This window comes from Neisseria chenwenguii (assembly GCF_002216145.1).
Lineage (GTDB): Bacteria > Pseudomonadota > Gammaproteobacteria > Burkholderiales > Neisseriaceae > Neisseria > Neisseria chenwenguii.
The window spans coordinates 137,680-158,585 of the sequence record NZ_CP022278.1; the positions used below are offsets into that span (position 1 = coordinate 137,680).

The following is a 20,906-nucleotide window of genomic DNA, read 5'->3' on the forward strand; positions in this document are numbered from 1 at the left end:
CGTTGCAAAAATCAGAATGGCCGTCTGAACCTTTCACGGACGTCATTCCTGCACAGGCGGGAATCCAGAAATCAAAATCCAAGCAACTGTTTGTTTTAAAAACGTTACTCATCTCAAACTTCCGGATTTCCGCCTGCGCGGGAGTGACGTCGGTTGAATTGGCCGTTTCAGACGGCATACAGGCAGACATTTCTTATTTTTGCAAAGGTCAGGCCGTCTGAAAACATCAAAAGTTTTCAAACGGCCTTTTTTCAAACAGCAAAACCGCTTAAAGCGGATAAAAAACACAACGCCGCATCAATCGGCCAACCCCATCAAACGGCGCGCATAAACCGCCTGCCCCGAGTGCATCGCCGCATCGTCAATAATGGAAACCAAACGCTGCGCGCGGGTTACGGGCGGATTCCAGTTCCGGTCGATAATCTCCGCAAGCGAAGCAGAATCGGGTTGACGCAGGTAATCAACCACCGCCTGCGTCGCCGTATCCAGATAGCCGGTCAGCACCGCCTCGTCGCGGATTACCACCTTTGCCGCCTCTTGCGGCGTGTGGCGCCAATCCTGCGTATCATCGGGCAAATCGAAACCAAAGCGCTTATTCCAACCCTGCGCCGTCCACAGCGGTTCCCGTCCGGCCAAATCAGCAATCTGCAAATCCTGCTCACGGGCGGTGTGCCAAACCAGCCAGCCCACCGATTTGACCGAAGGCGCAAATTCCCGAACCGGCAGGGCATTAATTTGTTCCAGACTCAAGCCCGCCAACACCGCCAACAAGCGCGCCTGCGCCCTTTTAGCCGCGTCTGTCAGCATTTCAAGATGATCCTGCATGATGATACCTTTCGTAACCGATACTTTTCAAAGACTGTCTGAACATGAAAAGAGTTCCGCCTTTTGCAAAAAATCCGTCCATGCCGTCTGAAAACCCCACTCCTACCCTCCCCGACTGCGCCATTCACGGCTTCGGCTATCTCGGCCGTCCGCTGGCGCTGAAGCTGTACGAACACGGCAGCCGCGTTGTTGCGCTCAAGCGCAGTCTGACTTCCGACGATATTAATCTGCCGTTGCGCCTCGACATTACCGATTTGAATCAAGCCGGTGTTTTTCAGACGGCCTTTTGGCAGGAATGGGCGGACTACCCGACCTGGTTCTGGCTGCTGCCGCCCTCCGCGTTGAAGGATTATTGCGGCGTTTTGTCGCAATGGCTGAAATTGGCAGAATCTTTTCAAGTTCAACACCTTATCTTTACTTCCAGTACTTCCGTTTACGGCGATGCGCCGCGTTTTTGCGACGAAACCGCGCCGCCCGACCCGCAGACCGACAATGCGAAAATGCTGCTTGCCGCCGAAAAGCTGCTGTTGGAAAGCCGTATTCCCCATATCGACATTCTGCGTTTGGGCGGGCTTTACTGTGCCGAGCGCCACCCTGTCAGCCGTTTGAGCGGGCGGCAGAACATCAAAGGCGGCAGCCGCCCTGTTAATGTGATACGCCGCGATTTGGCGGTTGAAATCCTGTTTCAGACGGCCTCAAACCCACAGGGGCGGCGGCTGGGAAACGCGGTCGAACCCGACCATCCGGGGCGTGCGGAATTTTATACCCGCGAAGCCGCCAAACTCGGCCTGGCCGCGCCCGGTTTCGACCCTGCGGACACAAGCGGCGGGAAAGTAGTCGGCAGTATAGGCGCGGGCGGATTAAGCCTGTAAAATCCGTTTGAACCATTTTTCAGACGGCCTGCGAGAACCATCATGTCCGCCCCCCTCCTCCCCATCATCAACCACCTGATTCAGCAAAACCCCGAGCAGCAGCGCGCGCTTGCGAAATTTGCCGGAAAAACCGTGCAAATCAACGCCGCCGGCCTGCGCCTGCAAGGCCGCATCGGTGCGCAGGGTTTTCTGGAAACCGCCAACACCGCGCCCGATACCGCGCTGACGTTTCACAACAGCGCCGTGCAGAAAATCCTGCAAGGCCACAAACCCGGCGTCGGCGACATTGCCGTCGAGGGCGATTTGATGCTCGGCATGGCGGTGCTGACCGCGTTCGGCGGCCTGCGCTACGATGCGGGCAACGATTTGGCGCGGCTGTTCGGCAGCAACGCGGCGGAAAACATCGGCGAACGCGCCGCCGCCATCGGCCACACGATCAAACAGATCGGCCGCAGCATTGCCGAGCAAATCGGCGAATTCGCCCGCGAACCCGAATCCCCCGTCGTTGATCAGGCCACTTTATTGGAATGGCTGGACGAAGTGGACAAACTGCGCGACGACGTCGCCCGCCTCAACGCGCGGCTCGACCGTTTGGAAAAAGATATTTGGCTGTAAAACCGCAGGCCGTCTGAAAAACCGTTTTGGCTTTTCAGACGGCCTGTTACCTAAAAAACGCTGTTTAGATACAAACTGTTACCCGCAACCAAACAACCCGCAAAGAGGCCGTCTGAAAATCGGTTGCTGAGCGAAGTCGAAGCATCAGACGGCATCACCACCCCGAAGCATAAAAAACACCATGAAAAGCCCTTTCCAAAACATCGGCATCGTCGCCCGTCCCGACACGCCGAACATCCAAGACACCGCCCGTGCCCTGATTGATTTTCTGCTCGGCAAAGGACTTACCGTCTATCTCGACGAAGCCGCCGCCGAAGAGCAGTCGGTTTACCCCGAAGACGTGCCGCGCTGCTGCGTCGCCAGCAAAACCGATTTGGGGAAAAACTGCGATTTGGTCGTCGTCCTCGGCGGCGACGGCACTTTCCTTTCCGCAGCCCGCGAAGTCGCCCCCCGCGCCGTGCCCGTTATCGGCATCAACCAAGGCCGACTCGGCTTCCTCACCCAAATTTCGCGCGAAAACATGGCCGAAGGGCTGACACCCGTTTTAGAAGGCCAATACCTGCCCGAAGAGCGGATTCTGCTGGAAGTTTTCCTGATGCGCGACGGCGAAGAATGCGGACGTTCGCTCGCGCTCAACGACACCGTCCTCTCGCGCGGCGGCGCAGGACAAATGATTGAATTTGAAGTATTTATCAACGGCCAATTTGTGTACACCCAGCGTTCGGACGGCTTGATCGTCTCCACCCCCACCGGCTCCACCGCCTACTCGCTGGCCGCCGGCGGCCCCATCCTCCAACCCGGTCTGCGCATTTTCACGCTCGTGCCCATCTGCCCGCAATCCATGACCAACCGCCCGATTGCCGTCGCCGACACATCCGAAATCGAAATTTTAGTGACCAAAAGCGGCGACGCCCGCGTCCATTTCGACGGGCAGTTGTTCCTCGACATCCAAAACTTCGACCGCATCCGTATCCGCCGCTACCACAACCCGCTGCGCGTCCTGCATCCGAACGACTACCAATATTTCAAAACCCTGCGCCAAAAGCTGCATTGGGGCGAACAGCTGATATAAGGCCGTCTGAAAAAGGAAATCCCATGAACAAACTCCTCATTGCAAGCACACTCCTGCTTGGCGGCTGCCTCTATCAAGAAACCCCGTTCGGCCGCACCGCCGCCATCGACCTGCCGCTGCACAACCAAACCACCATCAACAAAACCGTTACCGTCAATGCCCCGCCGGGCACCACCGTCATCCTCCAAGACAGCATGCCGGTCGGCTATCCGCGACCTTATCCGCCGCGCCCGTATTACCGCTATCACGGAAACCGGGTGCTGCCGATTCCATAGCCGGAACCGTTGCACCATTAAATATAACAGGCCGTCTGAAAGCCATAAACTTTCAGACGGCCTGTTTGATTCGTCAGCCCCGATCAGGCTTTGCGGGCCGGTTTTTGGAAACCGCCTTTGCCGCCGTCGCTTTTGCGCTTGCCTTTGAATCCGTCGCTGCGTTTCTTGAAGCCTTCGGATTTTCCGCCGAAACCGCCTTCGCGTTTTCCGCCGAATTTTTTGCCGTCTTTTTTGTCTCCGAATTTACGGTCGCCCCAGCCGCCTTTGCCGCTCCAACCGCCTTTGCCTTTGGGCTTGCCGCCTGCGGCTTTGCGTTTGCGGGTCGGTTCCATGCCTTCGACGATGACTTCGTTCAGCTTGCGGTTGATGTATTTTTCGATTTTGTGCACTTTGACGTATTCGTTGACCTCGGCAAAGGTAATCGCAATACCCGTGCGGCCGGCGCGGCCGGTGCGGCCGATGCGGTGGACGTAGTCTTCGGCCTGTTTCGGCAGGTCGTAGTTGATCACATGGGTAATGGTCGGCACGTCGATTCCGCGCGCGGCGACGTCGGTGGCGACTAGGATTTTGCAACGGCCTTTGCGCAAATCCATCAGCGTGCGGTTGCGCCAGCCCTGCGGCATATCGCCGTGCAAACAGTTGGCGGCAAAGCCTTTTTCATACAAATCGTCGGCCAAAACTTCGGTCATGGCTTTGGTTGAGGTGAAAATCACGCATTGGTCGATGTTGGCATCGCGCAAAATATGGTCGAGCAGGCGGTTTTTGTGGCGCATGTCGTCGCAATACAATAATTGCTCTTCGATTTTGCCTTGGTCGTCCACACGCTCCACTTCAATCACTTCGGGATTTTTGGTCAGTTTGCGCGCCAATTTACCTACCGCACCATCCCAAGTGGCGGAAAACAGCAGGGTTTGGCGGTCTTCGGGGGTAGCTTCAACGATGGTTTCGATGTCGTCGATAAAACCCATGTCCAGCATACGGTCGGCTTCGTCGAGAATCAGCACTTCCAAGCGCTCGAAATCGACTTTGCCGCTGTTCATCAAATCCATCAGACGGCCGGGCGTGGCGACGATTAAATCGACGGGCTTGCCCAACGCGCGGGTTTGGTAGCCGAACGATGCGCCGCCGACGATGCTGACGGTGCGGAACCATTTCATATTCTGCGCGTAAGTCAGCGCGTTTTTTTCCACCTGCGCCGCCAGCTCGCGGGTCGGTGTGAGCACCAGCGCGCGCGGGCCTTTGCCGTTTTTCTCGCTGCGGCGGATCAGCCGTTGCAGGGTCGGCAGCAGAAACGCAGCGGTTTTGCCCGAACCGGTTTGCGCCGAAGCCATAATATCGCGGCCTTCCAGCGCGACGGGCACGGATTGCGCCTGAATCGGGGTCGGAGATTCATAGCCTGCGCTTTTGAGTGCGGAAAGAATGTTTTTATCGAGGTTTAAATCGGCGAACTTGATAGACATGATTATCCTGAAAACACGGCAACACCGCCCGCCTGAAGTTTTCAGACGGCCTGAAGCAAGGAAAAAGTAACAGGAAAATAAAGAGTTACAAGGTGTCGCAAGCCGTTTCGGCTATAACTTCATCGCGGCAACCTGCACAAATACGCTTGAAAAAGCAATCAGGAGAACGCGCCCTTTGAGACGCGGTAGGTTGAAGACGATGGCTTCAAAAAAAGAAACCCCCGAACGCTTTCGGAGTTTCGCAGACGAAACGCGGATATTATAGATTCCCGCCCGTGCGGTCAAGCGTTTCGGCGTTAACTGCGGTAAAATGCCTGTGTTTCCTCACTCAGGCCGTCTGAAAAATGACCGACATTACCCCGTTTGCCAACCGTTTGGGCAAAAACATCAAACACCTCATGAAATGGGCCAAGCGCAACGGCATCGAAGCCTGGCGCGTTTACGACCGCGACATCCCGCAGTTTCCCTTTGCCGTCGATGTGTACGGCGGCCAAATCCATCTTCAGGAATACGACACCGGCTGGCTGATGCAGTCCGAAGAATACGAAGCCTGGCTCGCCGAAGTATTGGAAGCCGTTGTTTTTGTTACTGGATTTCCGTCCGAACACATCCACCTCAAACGCCGCAAACGCCAAAAGGGCGTGCAGCAGTATGAAAAAACCGGCCGGCAGGGCGAAGATTTCGTCATCGTCGAAAACGGGCGCAAATTCTGGGTCAACCTCGACAAATACCTCGACACCGGCCTGTTTCTCGACCACCGCAACACCCGCAAAAAAGTTGGCGAAACCGCCGCGGGCAAACGCTTCCTCAACCTGTTTTCCTATACCGGCAGCTTCACCGTTTACGCGGCCACCGGCGGTGCGGTTTGCAGCGAAACCGTCGATTTGTCAAACACCTACCTCGATTGGGCACGGCGCAATTTCGCACTCAACGGCATAGACGAAGCCGCGCATAAAATCGTCCGCGCCGACGTGTTCCAATATTTTCAGATGGCCTCAAGCGAAGGAAAACAATTCGACCTGATCGTGATGGATCCGCCCAGCTTCTCAAACAGCAAAAAAATGCCCGGCATTCTCGACATCCAGCTCGACCAGCAAAAGCTCATCACCGGCGCCATGCGCCTGCTCGCTTCGGACGGCCTGCTCTATTTTTCCAACAACCTGCGCAGTTTTACCCTCGATGAGGCCGTCTGCGAACAATACCGCGTAAAAGACGTTTCCAAACAATCGGTTCCCGAAGATTTCCGCAATAAAAAAATCCACCAATGTTGGGAAATCCGGCACCGGTAAAACACATCAGGCCGTCTGAAAATGCGCGACGATTTTCAGACGGCCTACCATCATCACCAAACCTGAAAGGACCATCCGAATGAAATCCGTCTTTTCCGCCATCATCTGCGCCGCTGCGCTCAGCCTATCCGGTTTCGCTGCCGCCGCCCAACCCGCCCCTGCGACAGCGTCCCAAGCCGGCAAAGGCATCTGGATCGACGTGCGCACGCCGCAGGAGTTTCAAACAGGCCATCTGAACAGCGCCGTCAATATTCCGCACGACCAAATTGCGCAGAAAATCCAAAGCGTCAGCCCGAACAAAAATACACCGATCAACCTCTACTGCCGCAGCGGCAAGCGTGCAGAAGCCGCGCTGGAAACGCTGAAAAACTGGGTTATACCAATGTGAAAAACCACGGCGGTTATCAGGATTTACCGGCGAAAGGGTTGAAATAAACAGAAGGCCGTCTGAAAAATTCAGACGGCCTGTTTCCATTTTATTTCGACCTACTTCACACGCTTGAATACCAAATCCCATACGCCGTGCCCCAAGCGTTTGCCGCGGGCTTCGAATTTGGTTTCGGGGCGGTAGGCGGGCGTGGAGGCGTAACCGTCGGCAGTGTTTTGCAGGCTGTCGAAACCGCTCAACACTTCCAGCATCTGCACGGCGTATTCTTCCCAGTCGGTCGCCAGATGGATATAACCGCCGGTTTTCAGCTTGGGCAGGAGTTTGGCGACAAACGGGGTTTGCACGAGGCGGCGTTTGTTGTGGCGTTTTTTGTGCCACGGATCGGGAAAGAAAATGTGGATGCCGTCGAGTGCGCCGTCGGCAACCATGTTTTCGACCACTTCCACCGCATCGTGGCGCATGACGCGGATGTTACCGACCTGCTCTTCTCCAATCAGTTTCAAAATATTGCCGACACCCGGGCCGTGGACGTCGATGGCGAGAAAATCGTGCCCGGGCAGGCGTTTGGCGATTTCTACGGTTGCCCCTCCCATGCCGAAGCCGATTTCCAGCACTTTGGGATTGCTGCGCCCGAAGCGTCGGTTTAAATCGACCGGGCTGTTTTGATAGTCGATGCCGAACTGCGGCCAGAGGGTGTCGATGGCGCGCTGCTGTGCGGCGGTCATGTGGCCTTGCCGCAAGACAAAACTGCGGATGCTGCGGTGGTGTTCAGGCGTTTGGTGGTCGTTTTGGGAATAGTTTTGATCGGTTTCTGTCATGGTCTTGGAACGGATTGGATTGGGCATAGGCCGGGACCTCTGCAAAAAAGCTGAAATTCTCAAGAAACGCTTGTACGGGCGGGTTTTACACTCGCCCGCAAACCTTTAAATTACTGAAAAGATTTAATATTTCAGAATTGTTAGCGTTCGGGCGGGTGTAAAACCCGCCCCTACAAGCTGGTGTTTCTGATTTTTGTAATGGTCTCAGGCCGTCTGAAAACTGTGGGGATTATAACGTGAAAATGCAGAAAAACCGAATCTGAGCGGCGGCGGGATTCGGTTTTTTGATTTGCATAACACCGTTTTCAGACGGCACTTTTTCAGACGGCCTTTTTCCATTCGGCCAGTAGCGCGCCCAGCGTATCGCGTTCGCTGTGGCCGCCGTTGATGGCGCGTTGCAGCCATGTGCAGGCGGTTTCGGCATTGCGGGGCACGCCCATACCGTGAAAATGCAGGCAGGCGAGGTTATATTGCGCCATGGTATCGCCTTGCAGCGCGGCGGCTTCAAACCATTGTGCGGCCTGTGCGTAATCCTGCGCCACGCCTTGTGCGCTGTAATACATCATGCCGAGGTTGGTTTGCGCTTTGCGGTGCCCCAACTGCGCGGCTTTGCGGTAAAACGACAGCGCTTCGGCGTAATTCTGCTGCTGCATCAGGCCGTAATGGGCGGCGTTGGCCTGCTGGTAAAGAGCTTCTGCCTGCTGGAGTTTCAGCGCGGCGGCTTTGGTTTCGCTGTAGTCGCTTTGGTTGTTTAAAGCGCTGTCGGACAGCAGCTTTTGATAGGCGGCGATGTTGCCCGCATCGGCGGCTTTGCGGTAATACTGACGCGCTTTTTCGGCATCGGTTTCAACGCCCAATCCGTAGCGGTAAATGTCGCCCAACAGCCGCAGACCGTCTGAATGACCGCTTTCGGCGGCGCGCTCGGCCAGCAGGCGGGCTTTTTCCGCGTCGCGCGGCACGTGTTTACCCAAGAGATAAATTTCGGCCAATGCAGCATCGGCATCGCTGCTGCCCGCATCAGAGGCCGTCTGAAACCAATGCAGCGCCTGTTCGGCATCGTTTGGCAGCAGAATTTCCGCCAGCGCGGTCTGTGCCTGTGGCAGGCCGTTTTCGGCGGCGGCTTTGAGATGGAACGCGGCGCGTTGCGCATCTTGGGCAACGCCCTGCCCGTAGCGGTATTGCAGGCCGAGCTGCCAATGGGCGGCGGTCAGACCGCGTTCGGCAGCTTGGTGGTACAACTCGCGCGCTTTCTGCAAAGCGGGTTGGGCTGCGTATTGGTAGTGGTGCGCCAGAAAATAAAACGCCTGCGGATGGCCTTGTGCAGCGGCTTTTTCCGCCCACGCCAGCGCTTCGTTTTCGGCGCCGCCGTCGCTGTATGCGCGCATTACCCAAAGCTGCGCTTCGGCCAAACCCTGCCGCGCCAGATCAAGATAGCGGGCAAACTGGTCTTTCGTCTGCGCGCCCTGCTGCGCTTGGATTTGCAGCAGGTTGTAACGCGCGTAGAGATGGCCTTTGAGCGCGGCCAATTCGAGCAATTTCACGCCGTGGGCGAAATCAGCTTCGATGCCGTTACCCGCAAACATGCAGGCGGCAAGCTGGAACGCGGCTTCGGCATGACCTGCCTGAACGGCGCGTTTCAACAGCGGCACGGCGTTTTCGTAATCAGGCGGGTCGCGCAGCAGCAACACCTGCGCCTGTTGGTAGAAAGATTCGACTTGGTTGTCCATGGGGAGTCTCTCGCGGATTGATTTTCGCGCCATTGTATGCATTTGTATTGGCGAAGACCAAAATAAATGACAAGCAGTAGTTTTTGCGGATAAACGTCGTTTTGGCATGGATATTGCATAAAACAGCCGTCTGAAAATCCGGTTTACCGTTGCAACAGAACTTCAGACGGCCTTTGAGACCCGCTGAAACATCATATGTTCCGCGTAATGTGTCTCGCTAACACAACATTAAAGGCGGTAACGTAAAGCTACGTTAGCCGCCTTTTATTAACATTGCAAAACTAAAAATCAGTATTTCACGCCTTTATGCAGCGCCACAATGCCCGCGCTCATGTTGTGGTAGCCCACGCTGTCAAAGCCCGCGTCGAGCATCATCTGCTTGAGCGTTTCCTGATCGGGATGCATGCGGATCGACTCGGCAAGATATTGGTAACTGTCCGCATCTTTGGCAATCAGCTTGCCCATCAGCGGCAACAGTTTGAAGGAATACAGGTCGTATGCGCCTTCCAGCGGTTTATAGACTTTGGAAAATTCCAACACCAACAGCGTGCCGCCCGGTTTCAAAACACGGTGCATTTCTTTGAGCGCGGTGTCTTTGTGGGTCATGTTGCGCAGGCCGAACGCGACGGAGACGAGGTTGAAATAATTGTCGGGAAACGGCAGTTTTTCCGCGTCCGCCAGCGACACGGGCAGGATCAGCCCTTCGTTGAGCAGGCGGTCGCGGCCTACGGTCAGCATGGAAGAATTGATGTCGGTCAGCCAGACTTCGCCCTCTTTACCCACGCGTTTCGCCCAGCCGCGCGACAAATCGCCGGTACCGCCGGCAATGTCGAGCACTTTGTCGCCTTTTTTCAGGCGCGCGGTGTTGATGGTGAAATGTTTCCATACGCGGTGCAGGCCGCCCGACATGACGTCGTTCATAATGTCATAGTTTTTCGCAACCGAATGAAACACTTCGGCGACTTTTCCGGCTTTTTCGTTTTCGTCAACGGTGCTGAAACCGAAGTGGGTTTTGTGATCGCTCATAAACCTGCTTTCTTGAAATTGAATACTTTAATGATGGCCGCTGCAACCGCCGCTGCCGCAGGCATGACCTGATTTTTTCGGTGCGGCATCGGCCGCCGTGGAGATTCGCGATGCGCCCGCCAATTCCATGCGGCGCATATAGTCCGCCCACATTTCGTCGTGATGATGCGCCAGTTTGTAGAGATACGGCCAATCGTACAAACCACTGTCGTGGCCGTCTGAAAACGTGATTTTGAGCGCATATTGGCCGACGGGTTCCAAGCCCATAACGGTAACGCCCGCTTTGCCGGTCTGCAAAACTTCCTGACCGGGTGCATGGCCGCGCACTTCGGCGCTGGGCGAATAAACGCGCAGAAATTCGGCGCTCAGGCTTTTCGCCTCGCCGCCGTAAACCAGCGTCAGCCCTACCCGGCCCGGCTGCAAGCGGATTTCTTCGGGGATGTGCATTTCGGTTGTCATGATTATTTTCCGAGCCGTTTGCGCAAAACCGCCACGCGCATGGAAAACGCGCCGCCCGCCACAGTAAACAATACCAGCGCATACAGCGATGTTTCGACGGCGGTTTTCTGCACTTTCGGGCTCAAACCCAGCGGCAGCAGTTTCAGCGCTACAAAAGAGGCAAACGCCAGCAGCATCAAAACAATTGCGGCAAACGCATAACGGGTATGGGCGCGGATTTGCAAATCGGCATTCATATTTGGTGGTGTTGCGGTTTAGGGAAGCCGGTATTTTAACAGCTTTAAACGGCGATTACGACAAAAGGCCGCGGCGGCTTTACTGCCGGCAAAGGTTTTTTCAGACGGCCTTGTTCCGCATCAACGGTGATACCGGCGGGACAATTCGTGCACCGCATCGACCAGAATTTTGGCGTGTTCGGGGTCGGCGTGTTGGTTGATGCCGTGGCCGAGATTGAACACATGGCCGCTGCCGCTGCCGAAATCCGCCAAAATCCGCGCGGCTTCGGCGCGGATGGATTCGGGTGTGCCGAACAGTGCAAACGGGTCGAAATTGCCTTGCAGCGCAACTTTCCCACCCACGCGGCGGCGGGCTTCGCCGATGCTGCACGTCCAGTCCAAACCCAGCGCGTCTGCGCCGATATCGGCCATCGCTTCCAGCCACAAACCGCCGCCTTTGGCGAACACAATCACGGGCACGCGGCGGCCTTCGCTTTCGCGTTTCAAACCGCCGACAATCTGCTGCATATAGCGCAGGCTGAATTCTTTAAACGCCGCGTCGCTTAACACGCCGCCCCAAGTGTCGAAAATCTGCACGGCCTGCGCGCCCGCGTCGATTTGGGTATTGAGGTATGAGGTTACGGCGCGGGCGTTGACGTCTAAAATTTTGTGCAGCAAATCGGGGCGCGAATACATCATGGTTTTGATGGTGCGGAATTCTTTGCTGCTGCCGCCCTCAACCATATAGCAGGCCAGCGTGAACGGGCTGCCGGAAAAACCGATCAGCGGCACACGGCCGTTTAAAGCCTTACGGATAGAGCGCACCGCATCGAACACATAGTCCAAACGTGCCATATCGGGAACGTCGAGCTTGGCAATATCAGTTTCGTGTTGCAGCGGACGCTCGAATTTCGGCCCTTCGCCCTCGGCGAAATACAGTCCCAAGCCCATCGCATCGGGCACGGTCAGAATATCGGAAAACAAAATCGCTGCGTCTAAATCAAAGCGTTCCAAAGGCTGGATGGTGACTTCCGTCGCCAGTTCGGTATTTTTGCACAAATCGAGAAAACTGCCCGCCTGTGCGCGCGTGGCTTTGTATTCGGGCAGATAACGGCCTGCCTGACGCATCATCCAAACCGGCGTGTATTCGACCGGCTGTTTCAACAGGGCGCGTAAAAAGGTATCGTTTTTTAAAGCGGTCATGATCAGTCTTTCTTAGTGAGGCTGTCTAAAATCCCGGTTTCCGGTTATAGTGAATTCCTAAAAATCAAAAATCTTATTTAAAGCGTAGGTCGGATTCTTGAATCCGATATTTCAGGCTGCATCAGTTTGTCGGATACAAGTATCCGACCTACATTGCTTCGGTTTTATAGGAGTTTGACTATACTGAGCATAGTGCGGATTGATTAAGCCCACCTTCCAACGGGATTTTCAGACAGCCTGTTTGCAAAACGGCCACGGCAGTTGCGTTTGGAAAACGTGAGCATAGCAAAGAAAAAGGCCGTCTGAAAACCTTAAATTTATTTTCAGACGGCCTGATGCTTCAAGATTTATTTCTTTTCCAAAAGCGGCGTTTCTTCCTCGTCGGCCACAATTTCCAAAGCCAGTTTGCGTTGGGCTTCGGCTTTTTGCGGCTGCTCGGTTTCGTCGAACACGCGTGCCAAAGCCAGATGGGCGGCAACGGCAGGCTTGATGGCGATGCTGGCTTCCAAATAGCCCTGCGCCTTGCCCCACAGTTTTTTACCGTAGGCGAGCTGGCCGAGATACATCAGAAGCTGCGCATTATCCGGACGGGCTTTCAGCCATGAATCGGCGGTGTCGATAGCTTTCTGCTGGTCGCGGTCGCTCAGGTAGCGCACGCTGTCCACAAACGGTTCGAGCAGTTCAACCTGTTGGTTTTGCGGATAATACTGGTTCACCCATTTCACCGCCTGCGCATACAGACCCAAGCGTTCGTATTTGCCGGCGATTTCCACGCAAAGTTCACCGGCTTTGAGGTTTTCGGGAATACGTTTCAAACAGGATTTCAGGCCGTTTGCATCGGAAGCCAGTGCCAACAGGCGGCGGTATGCCCAAGTTTGGTATTGCGCGGCCTCAAAATCGCTGATGGCGCCCGCTTTTGCCAGCTTCTCGGCTTTGTTCAACACTTCCAGCGCATTGCCGTTATCAAACGCATAACGCAGTTGCAGACGCACCAGGCGGGTCAGATTGGGGTTTAGCTGCGCGGCGGCCTGAAGGTTTTGCTCGGCAGTCGGATAATCGCGGCGTCCCAAAGCGGATTCAGTCAAAAGCAGATAGCGGGAAAGCTGCTGTTTTTGCGGCAACATGGAAATATCGCTCAAATAGCGGTCACGCAAGGCAAGATCGTCCATTTGGTCGGCGGCGTGCGCACCCAGCATCAGCGCCAGCATGCGGTTGTCGCCCGCCTCGCGGTTGGCCAACACTTTCGCAGCCTCTTCTTCGGCTTTTTCAAAGCGGCCTTCAAAATACGACAAACCCGCGCTGTTGAGCGCCGCCGCAGCCTGACGGCCTTTGCGGGCGGTACCGAAGCGCTGCATACGGCCGGGTACGTTTATAATACCCGCCAAAAGCCGCACGAGAAAATACAGCAAAACAACGGTAACAATCAGCCCGAAAATAAAGGCATGAAGGTTGACGCGCAGCATGGTCTGCCCTGCCACCACATAAACATTGCCGTTATACACGCCCGAAATCAGCGCCATGCCGACGGCGACGGCAAACAGGATGACAATCCAAATTACACTTTTCATTCTTCGTCCCCTCTGATGATGACGCGCTCAACGCCCGGAGCTTGGGGTTGCACGGGAGACGGCTGAATCTGCTGGATTTGCGGAACCTGCGGTTTACGGAATTGCGGGTCGATTTGCGATTCCTGAGATTGGGGGGCGCGCGGCGGTTGGGCGGCCGGACGCGGTGCCTGTTGAACCGGTTTTTTCGGTGCAGCGGCCGGGCGTGCCGGTGCGGACGCAGCGGCTTTCGGTTTTTCAGACGGCACAGCAACAGAAGAAGCAGCTGCCGCCCTGGTACCTGCGGAGGCGGCTGAGGCCGCAGAAGCCGGAACTACCGCAGGCGCGGTGATGGCCGGCGCAGACGCCGCCTGAGCGGCAACTGCGGCAATGTCCGCCTGCGGACGGCCGCCGTCTTGATAAACCGCGACGGCAGTAAGACTGGCTTTCAGCGATTCGTCGGAAACCATACGCACATCCAGCGCTTTGAGTTCGGCCAATTCTTTCAGCCAAGACTGCGTCGCCGGCGAACGGGGGTCGAAATACTGTTTTACCGCGGCTTCAGCATTGTTCAAATCGCTCTGATAGGCTTCACCGTTGTGCTGCATCAGCGCGATACGCGCATCCAAAAGGCGCAGACGCAGGTTTTCACGCACGAAATAAATCTGATCAGGCGCAATCAGCATGGCATCGCTGCTGTCCAAACGGCGCAGTTCGACCAAGCCTTTGAGCGCTTCCAAAGATTTATCCCAGGCATTTTCCCACCAAGACCGGCCGGCAGCCTGTTTCGCGGCTTCGCGCTCGCTCGGCGTCAGCGTACCGTCCACCAGCAGCGGCAGACCGGTTGCAGCGGCTTCCAAGCGGTCGATTCGCAGCGCCGTACCGGAAATATCGACATACGGGCGGTTTTTCAACGCTGTCAAATCACGGCTGACCGCCTGCTTGATCGGCAGCAATTCAGGTTGGTCGAAACGGCTCAGGCGGCTTTGGATATGCTCTAAAACGCCGATAGCGCCCTGCACGTTGCCCGCCAGCAACAGCTGTTGAGACGCCAGATTCAGCATACTTTCAGCTTCATCAACCAGCCAGTTGGCGCGGCCTTTGACCAAATCCTGATAGGCGCGCTGCGTGAGTTTGATTTGTTCGGCATTAGTTGTCTGACCGGTGCCCAACCGCTGCATCTCGGCCTGAATCAAAGTTTGGCGGTGGATCGCATCTTTAAGCACCAAGGCGTTTTCGGATTCGCCCAACGCAGCTTTATCGAGTTTTTGCGCAAACGACAACTCTTGGTTTTTCAACAGATTTTGTCCCTGAACAAACAAAAATCCGCTTGCACCCAAGCCCAAAAGCGCCAACACCAGCGCACCGACTGCCAAGCCTTTGCTGCCGGACTGCTTGATGATGACGGGCGCAGGCGCGTTTTGCACGACGGGCGCGGGCTGCGGCGCGGTTTTCGCCTCGGGTTTCCGTTCGGGTTGCGGGGTAGGTTTGGAGGGCTGTTTCGGTTCTGCCATGGTTTTTCCTGTATGTCCGGCCCCGTCCGCCGCCTCTTGTTTTAAAAGAGGTTGAACGGCAACATGGGGGTTGTCCGGTGCTTTTTCAGACGGCACAGCCTGTTTGTCGGTATCGGAGGCTGCCGTTTGCTGCGGCACCGGTTTTTCAGAAGATTGGTCGGCGGTTTGGCGCGGGGTAGCGGGCTGCACCGCATCCGCCAAAACGGCCGCATCGAGTGCGGCGACCACTTTAACGTTTTCCGCGCCTGCTGCCCGCAATGCCGAGGCAACGCGCGGATGATGGGTGAAGTATAGCAAGGTTTTGAAGAATCGGGCGAATTCGCTCGGAATCTGTTTGAAAAAGAGCTGCACGAGTTCGGCCGACGTAATATAGGCAGCTTTGACGTCGTCGGTTTTAAAACCCTGCCAATTCAATTTCTTATCCTGACGGTAGTAAACTTCCGCCAAGCCTGTGGCAAAGCCTTTTTTGCGCAACTGTTCGCCCAGATAATTGCGCCCGCCGTGTCCGCGCACAATCAGGATTTTCGTGCCCTGCGGCATATTTTTCCACACCGGCAGGCGCAAAACGGCTTCGCTGTCGTGGCCGTCTTCGGGGGCGACGATTTCGTGTTTGCAGTATTTGGCCAGCGTTCTGCGGCTGGCCTGACCGACCGTTACCTGCACTTTGCGGCCGTCTGAAAAATCCAGATGCGGCGCAGCGGTTTCGACGGCGGTCGGGCTGACCCAAAACACTACGTCCGCATTGGCATAAAGATTTTTCAGACGGCCTGTCGAGGCTTCGTCTTTTTCGATTTCAACCGGACTGAATACGAGTGCGTCCCACCCTGCGCGGCGGCAGGTTTCCCTATCCTCGCGGGCGCGTGCTTCGGGGCGGACAATCAGAAGCGTTGGCATTTTTCAGACGGCCTTTCATTATCTAAATCAAATAGAATCCGAAAATACCGATTTCTACCTAAGGGCGCAACTGAAAAGGTATAAACGGCGCTTTTCGCAAACAGCCGTATCAGACAACGGTAAATTCGGCCTTGACCAAGCCTGCCAAATCCAGTTGCAGGCGGCTGCCCGACGACAGCTTTCCCACGCCTTCGGGCGTTCCGGTAAAAATCAAATCGCCCTCGCGCAGACCGAAAACCGCCGCCAGTTCGCCCACCAATTCAGCCGGCGGATGAATCATCAGCACCGTTTCGCCTTTTTGGCGCAAACCGCCGTCGATGTGGAGCGTAAACGTGCAGTTGTCGGGATTTGGCAGCTTATCCGCCGCCACAAAATCCGACACGCAGGCCGAACCGCGGAAACCTTTGGCCTTCAGCCACGGCAGCCCCTTTTCTTTCAGACGGCCCTGCACATCGCGTGCGGTCAAATCCAAACCGACGCCGTAACCCGCAATCAGCGTCTGCCAGCTTTCTCCTTCGGCAAGACCGTCTGAATCTTTGCCGACCAGCAACACCAGCTCGGTTTCAAAATGCACATCCCCGCCAAACGCCGGCAGGCGGATTTCGCCGCCGCTGCGCAATATTGCGCTGTTCGGCTTGGTAAACAAAACGGTTTCAGACGGCATTTCGTTTTTCAATTCTTCGATATGGGCGGCATAATTGCGTCCGATGCAGAAAATGTTGTTCACACGCTTTTGCGCGTTTTCCAGCAAAACATGGCTCATGGCAACCCCTTATTAAATATAGAAACAGATTCGGCAGCCTCATCATAGCAGAGGCCGTCTGAAAACTTTAAGGTTTTCAGACGGCCTCTGCAAGATTAAAGCGCCAGGGCTTCCTGACAATCAGCTTTTCAATGCGGCAAGCAACTGCGCCACCGCCTCATCCGCTGCCACGCTCTGCGCTTCGCTATCCGTGCGGCGTGCGTATTCGACCGTGCCTTCTTTCAAACCGCGGTCGCCGATGACGATGCGGTGCGGGATGCCGAGAAGCTCGGAGTCGTTGAGCAACACGCCGGCGCGCTCGTCGCGGTCATCAAGCAACACGTCCACGCCGGCGGCTGAGAGTTCGGCGTAGATTTTGTCGGCGGCGGCTTTGACAGCTTCGGATTTTTTATAGTTCATCGGCACGATGACGGCAGTGAACGGCGCCATGGCGTCGGTCCAGATGATGCCGCACTCATCATTATTCTGCTCGATGGCGGCGGCTACGATGCGGGTGACGCCGATGCCGTAGCAGCCCATTTCCATGATTTGTGCTTTGCCGTTGTTGTCCAAAAACGAGGCGTTCAGGGCTTTGGAATATTTGTCGCGCAGTTGGAAAACGTGGCCGACTTCGATGCCGCGCGCCAGTTTCAGACGGCCTTTGCCGTCGGGGCTGGCATCACCTTCGACGACGTTGCGCAAATCGACAAATTCCGGCTCGACGGCGTCGCGGCCGAAGTTGAAGCCGGTGAAGTGGTAGTCGTCTTCGTTGGCGCCGATGACCCAGTCCGCCCCTTTTTCCAGCGCGAAATCGGCATAAACTTTTCCTGCGAAACCGACGGGGCCGAGCGAACCGCCGTCGGCGCCGAACTGGGCGCGGATCAGCTCGGGCGCGGCCATGGTCAGCGGGGCTTTCACGCCGGCGAGTTTTTCGGCTTTGATGTCGTTGAACTCATGGTCGCCGCGCAACAGCAGCAGCACGATTCCGCCCTCTTCTTCGCCTTCGACGACGATGGATTTCATAGTGGTTTCCACGGGGATGTCCAGAAATTCCACCAGTGCGGCGATGGTTTTTACGTTCGGCGTATGCACTTTTTCCAGCGCAGCACGGGCTTCGGCGCGGCTGCCTGAAAGCGGCAGGGTCGGCGCCAATTCGACGTTGGCGGCGTAATCCGACGCATCGCTGTATGCAATCACGTCTTCGCCGCTCTCGGCCAACACTTGAAACTCGTGCGAACCGGTGCCGCCGATACTGCCGGTATCCGCGGCAACGGGGCGGTAGTTCAGCCCCAAGCGGTCGAAAATGCGGCAGTAGGCGTCGTACATCGGCTGATAGCCGTCGCGCACCAGCGATTCATAATCGGCGTGGAACGAGTAGGCATCTTTCATGATAAATTCGCGCGCGCGCATCACGCCGAAACGCGGGCGTACCTCGTCGCGGAATTTGGTTTGGATGTGGTAAAAATTTTTCGGAAGCTGCTTATAGCTGGTGATTTCGCGGCGCACGATGTCGGTAATGACTTCTTCGCAGGTCGGGCCCATGCAGAAATCGGCGTCTTTGCGGTCTTTGAAGCGCAACAGCTCTTTGCCGTAAAACTCCCAGCGCCCGCTCTCCTGCCACAACTCCGCCGGCTGCACCACCGGCATCAGCAGTTCGACCGCTCCGGAGCGGTTCATCTCTTCGCGGATGATGTTTTCCACTTTGCGCAACACGCGCAAACCCATCGGCATCCAAGTGTAGAGGCCGGAAGCGTTGGCCTTGACCAGCCCCGCACGCAGCATCAGCTTGTGGCTGGCGAGTGCGGCTTCGGCGGGGGCTTCTTTTAATGTGGAGATGAAAAATTGAGAGGCTTTCATGATATTTGGTTCTATATAAGGAATAAGCGCGTATTGTACCGCCGAGCGCAGATTTTTGATAATTTTTCGGGTGTCAACGGATTTTTGTACACAGCCCCACACCGCTTTGTTTTACTTGGAAATTTAATTCAGACGGCCGAAACTTTTTCATCTCAATTTCAAGTTATTGATTTTAAAGAATTTTATTTGACTATTTTTTAATCAGCCTAACAGGCCGTTTGTCGGCAAAGAAGTTTTTCAAATTATGCCGAGTTTACCCACAAAGTTATCCACAGAGTTTGTGTATAGATTTCATGCCGTCTGAAAAACCAGCCCGTCGGCATAATATTTCTTTCAGACGGCCTCCTTGCTAAAATGCCTGCCGTTTCCCGAAAAAATCAAGAAAGCATCAAGCATGACCGCCATCACACCCATCGCCGAAGACAAAATGTTCAACGGCAGCCAAGCGCGCTACCGCCATTTTTCCGCAAGCTGCCAAACCGGCATGACCTTCAGCATCTACCTGCCGCCGCAGGCGCTGCAAAGTTATCAAGTGCCCACGCTTTACTGGCTCTCCGGCCTGACCGACGACGACGAAAACTTCTCCATCCGCGCCGGTGCACAGCGTTTCGCCGCCCATTGGGGCATCGCCCTCGTCACGCCCGATACCTCCCCGCGCGGAGATACGCCCGATTCAGACGGCATCGAGCTCGGCCACGGCGCCGGATTTTACGTCAACGCCACCCAAGTGCCGTGGGCGGAACATTACCAAATGTACCGCTACGTCGCCGAAGAGCTTCCCGCGCTCATCGAAGCCAACTTCCCCGTTACCGATCAGCGCAGCATTTTCGGCCACAGCATGGGCGGCATGGGCGCCTTGCAGATCGCCCTCAAAAATCCAGGCCGCTACGCCGCCGTTTCCGCCTTCGCCCCGCTCTCCCACCCGACGAATACCGAAATCGGCCGCTACGCCTTTACCGCCTACCTCGGCAACAATCCTGAAACTTGGGCGGCCTACGACCCAACCCTGCTCGTTCAGACGGCCACAGCCGCCAAACTGCCGATTTTTATCGAACAGGGCGACACCGACGAACTCTACCCCGAAATACTCCAGCCCAAAACCTTCGTCAACGCCGCCCGAGCCCACGGATTCGACGTGCAATACAAAATCCGCCGAGGCTACGGTCACAGCTACCATCACATCGCCAGTTTTATCGACGCGCATATCGAATTTCATGCCGATGCGCTGGGATTGTAAACAGCAGAAGCGAGGAGCTGAAAAGCTGTCCGCGAGGCCGTCTGAAAAGTGGCACACTCTTTCAGGCGGCCTTTATCTATACCGACAGGTAGGAAAATTACGCATTTTTTGAATTCACTGTCTGCACCTCGGCATCTTCCGTTTACAAAAAACCGATTATCCTAACGTTTCGTTTAATATATATCAAAATATTATATTGAACTTATCTTGATTTAATCTGTCTGAAATATAGTTTCAAAAACTTCAAACCAGAGATGTAATATGAGTACAAAAAACAGCAGCAACTGCAAAGTCATTTTATGGACGACACTGGTCGGCGGCTTCATCAGCTCGCTGGTGAAATGGGGTTCGGAAGTCAATATGCCGCCGCGCATGCCGGGCGAAATTTCCCCGCCGGGGGCAAACATCGACGCATGGCTGGGCTGGCTGGGCTTCAACCAGCATTCTTTGGATTATATGTTTCAGGGCAACAGCATTCTCGGCGCGGTTACGCTTTACCATTGGGGCTTCAGCTTCGTTTTTGCCCTCGTTTACGTCGTCGGATCGATGTATTGGTCGAAAATGCGCCTTTGGTACGGCGCGTTTTACGGCATTCTGATTACCGTCGTGATGCACGGCCTGCTGATTCCGATGTTCGGCTTCCGCAACCCGAAATACGCCGACGGCCTGACCGGCTGGATATGGAACTTAAACGCCGCCGAATTGTGGAGCGAATTCCTCGGCCATATCTATTGGTCGGTGTCGATTGAAATCTGCATGATTGCCGTCTTGGCGCACTTCGGCCGCCCGATTTACGGCGTTTGGTGGAAAGACTGACGCTTATCCGCCGCAAAGGCCGTCTGAAAAGCCGCAAAGCTTTTTCAGACGGCCTTTT

Annotated in this window: 20 protein-coding genes and 2 pseudogenes; 9 read left to right on the forward strand and 13 right to left on the reverse strand. The window is 55.6% G+C overall.

The features are described 5' to 3' along the window. Positions 1-2: 2 nt before the first annotated feature. Positions 3-221 (forward strand): hypothetical protein, encoded by a 219-nt coding sequence (locus BG910_RS00665; protein WP_089035176.1) that lies wholly within the window; start codon positions 3-5, stop codon positions 219-221. Positions 222-297: 76 nt separating this feature from the next. Here the strand turns inward: BG910_RS00665 and BG910_RS00670 are convergent, their stop codons facing one another. Continuing rightward, entirely contained in the window at positions 298-825 is a 528-nt protein-coding gene (locus tag BG910_RS00670; RefSeq protein ID WP_089035177.1) for a DinB family protein, read from the reverse strand. A gap of 80 nt (positions 826-905) precedes the next feature. Between BG910_RS00670 and BG910_RS00675 the strand changes: the two genes are divergently transcribed. The 4 genes from BG910_RS00675 (at position 906) to BG910_RS00690 (ending at position 3,659) form a co-directional block, all read left to right on the forward strand. Further along, positions 906-1,697: a Rossmann-fold NAD(P)-binding domain-containing protein gene (locus tag BG910_RS00675; RefSeq protein WP_089037067.1), complete on the forward strand. Its 792-nt coding sequence runs from the start codon at positions 906-908 to the stop codon at positions 1,695-1,697. 42 nt (positions 1,698-1,739) lie between these two features. Continuing rightward, a complete protein-coding gene (locus BG910_RS00680; RefSeq protein ID WP_089035178.1) occupies positions 1,740-2,312 on the forward strand; it encodes a ubiquinone biosynthesis accessory factor UbiJ in 573 nt (190 codons plus the stop codon). Between the two features lie 181 nt (positions 2,313-2,493). Next, on the forward strand, positions 2,494-3,384 hold the full coding sequence (locus BG910_RS00685) for an NAD(+) kinase (RefSeq protein WP_089035179.1): 891 nt from the start codon (positions 2,494-2,496) through the stop codon (positions 3,382-3,384). A 23-nt stretch (positions 3,385-3,407) separates the two neighbouring features. Further along, entirely contained in the window at positions 3,408-3,659 is a 252-nt protein-coding gene (locus tag BG910_RS00690; RefSeq protein ID WP_089035180.1) for a methionine-binding protein, read from the forward strand. An 83-nt stretch (positions 3,660-3,742) separates the two neighbouring features. Here the strand turns inward: BG910_RS00690 and BG910_RS00695 are convergent, their stop codons facing one another. Further along, the gene (locus BG910_RS00695) at positions 3,743-5,119 is read right to left on the reverse strand and encodes a DEAD/DEAH box helicase (protein WP_089035181.1); all 1,377 of its coding nucleotides are present in this window, start codon (positions 5,117-5,119) and stop codon (positions 3,743-3,745) included. A gap of 344 nt (positions 5,120-5,463) precedes the next feature. Here BG910_RS00695 and BG910_RS00700 point away from each other — a divergent pair, with 344 nt between their 5' ends. Both BG910_RS00700 and BG910_RS00705 read left to right on the forward strand, forming a co-directional pair. Next, positions 5,464-6,408, forward strand: a complete 945-nt coding sequence (locus tag BG910_RS00700) for a class I SAM-dependent methyltransferase (RefSeq protein WP_089035182.1) — start codon at positions 5,464-5,466, stop codon at positions 6,406-6,408. A gap of 79 nt (positions 6,409-6,487) precedes the next feature. Further along, positions 6,488-6,843 (forward strand): annotated as a pseudogene (locus BG910_RS00705) (rhodanese-like domain-containing protein). Positions 6,844-6,894: 51 nt separating this feature from the next. Here the strand turns inward: BG910_RS00705 and trmB are convergent. The 11 genes and pseudogenes from trmB to BG910_RS00755 form a co-directional block, all read right to left on the reverse strand. Beyond that, the gene (gene trmB / locus BG910_RS00710; protein WP_089037068.1) at positions 6,895-7,614 is read right to left on the reverse strand and encodes a tRNA (guanosine(46)-N7)-methyltransferase TrmB; all 720 of its coding nucleotides are present in this window, start codon (positions 7,612-7,614) and stop codon (positions 6,895-6,897) included. 320 nt (positions 7,615-7,934) lie between these two features. Next, the gene (locus tag BG910_RS00715) at positions 7,935-9,341 is read right to left on the reverse strand and encodes a tetratricopeptide repeat protein (RefSeq protein ID WP_089035183.1); all 1,407 of its coding nucleotides are present in this window, start codon (positions 9,339-9,341) and stop codon (positions 7,935-7,937) included. 288 nt (positions 9,342-9,629) lie between these two features. Then, complete coding sequence (ubiE, locus tag BG910_RS00720; RefSeq protein ID WP_089035184.1) at positions 9,630-10,367, reverse strand: bifunctional demethylmenaquinone methyltransferase/2-methoxy-6-polyprenyl-1,4-benzoquinol methylase UbiE; 738 nt, start codon at positions 10,365-10,367, stop codon at positions 9,630-9,632. Positions 10,368-10,394: 27 nt separating this feature from the next. Further along, positions 10,395-10,826 (reverse strand): gamma-butyrobetaine hydroxylase-like domain-containing protein, encoded by a 432-nt coding sequence (locus BG910_RS00725; RefSeq protein ID WP_089035185.1) that lies wholly within the window; start codon positions 10,824-10,826, stop codon positions 10,395-10,397. 2 nt (positions 10,827-10,828) lie between these two features. Then, entirely contained in the window at positions 10,829-11,062 is a 234-nt protein-coding gene (locus BG910_RS00730) for a cytochrome b6 (RefSeq protein ID WP_089035186.1), read from the reverse strand. A 120-nt stretch (positions 11,063-11,182) separates the two neighbouring features. Continuing rightward, positions 11,183-12,244 carry a uroporphyrinogen decarboxylase gene (gene hemE, locus BG910_RS00735; protein ID WP_089035187.1) on the reverse strand — a complete coding sequence of 354 codons (1,062 nt, stop codon included), beginning with the start codon at positions 12,242-12,244 and terminating at the stop codon, positions 11,183-11,185. Between the two features lie 347 nt (positions 12,245-12,591). Beyond that, entirely contained in the window at positions 12,592-13,812 is a 1,221-nt protein-coding gene (locus BG910_RS00740) for a heme biosynthesis HemY N-terminal domain-containing protein (protein WP_089035188.1), read from the reverse strand. Beyond that, entirely contained in the window at positions 13,809-15,302 is a 1,494-nt protein-coding gene (locus BG910_RS12660) for a uroporphyrinogen-III C-methyltransferase (RefSeq protein WP_232462252.1), read from the reverse strand. Before BG910_RS12660 ends, BG910_RS00740 begins: the two co-directional genes overlap by 4 nt. A 201-nt stretch (positions 15,303-15,503) precedes the next feature. After that, a pseudogene (locus tag BG910_RS12665) lies at positions 15,504-16,196 on the reverse strand (uroporphyrinogen-III synthase); the annotation flags it as partial. 109 nt (positions 16,197-16,305) lie between these two features. Continuing rightward, on the reverse strand, positions 16,306-16,959 hold the full coding sequence (locus BG910_RS00750; protein ID WP_089035190.1) for a fumarylacetoacetate hydrolase family protein: 654 nt from the start codon (positions 16,957-16,959) through the stop codon (positions 16,306-16,308). Positions 16,960-17,079: 120 nt separating this feature from the next. Next, positions 17,080-18,795, reverse strand: coding sequence for a proline--tRNA ligase (locus BG910_RS00755; RefSeq protein ID WP_089037069.1), 1,716 nt, complete (start codon positions 18,793-18,795; stop codon positions 17,080-17,082). A gap of 394 nt (positions 18,796-19,189) precedes the next feature. Between BG910_RS00755 and fghA the strand changes: the two genes are divergently transcribed. Then, positions 19,190-20,032, forward strand: coding sequence for an S-formylglutathione hydrolase (gene fghA / locus BG910_RS00760; protein WP_089035191.1), 843 nt, complete (start codon positions 19,190-19,192; stop codon positions 20,030-20,032). Between the two features lie 261 nt (positions 20,033-20,293). Next, positions 20,294-20,848 (forward strand): YagU family protein, encoded by a 555-nt coding sequence (locus tag BG910_RS00765; RefSeq protein WP_089035192.1) that lies wholly within the window; start codon positions 20,294-20,296, stop codon positions 20,846-20,848. Positions 20,849-20,906: the final 58 nt, after the last annotated feature.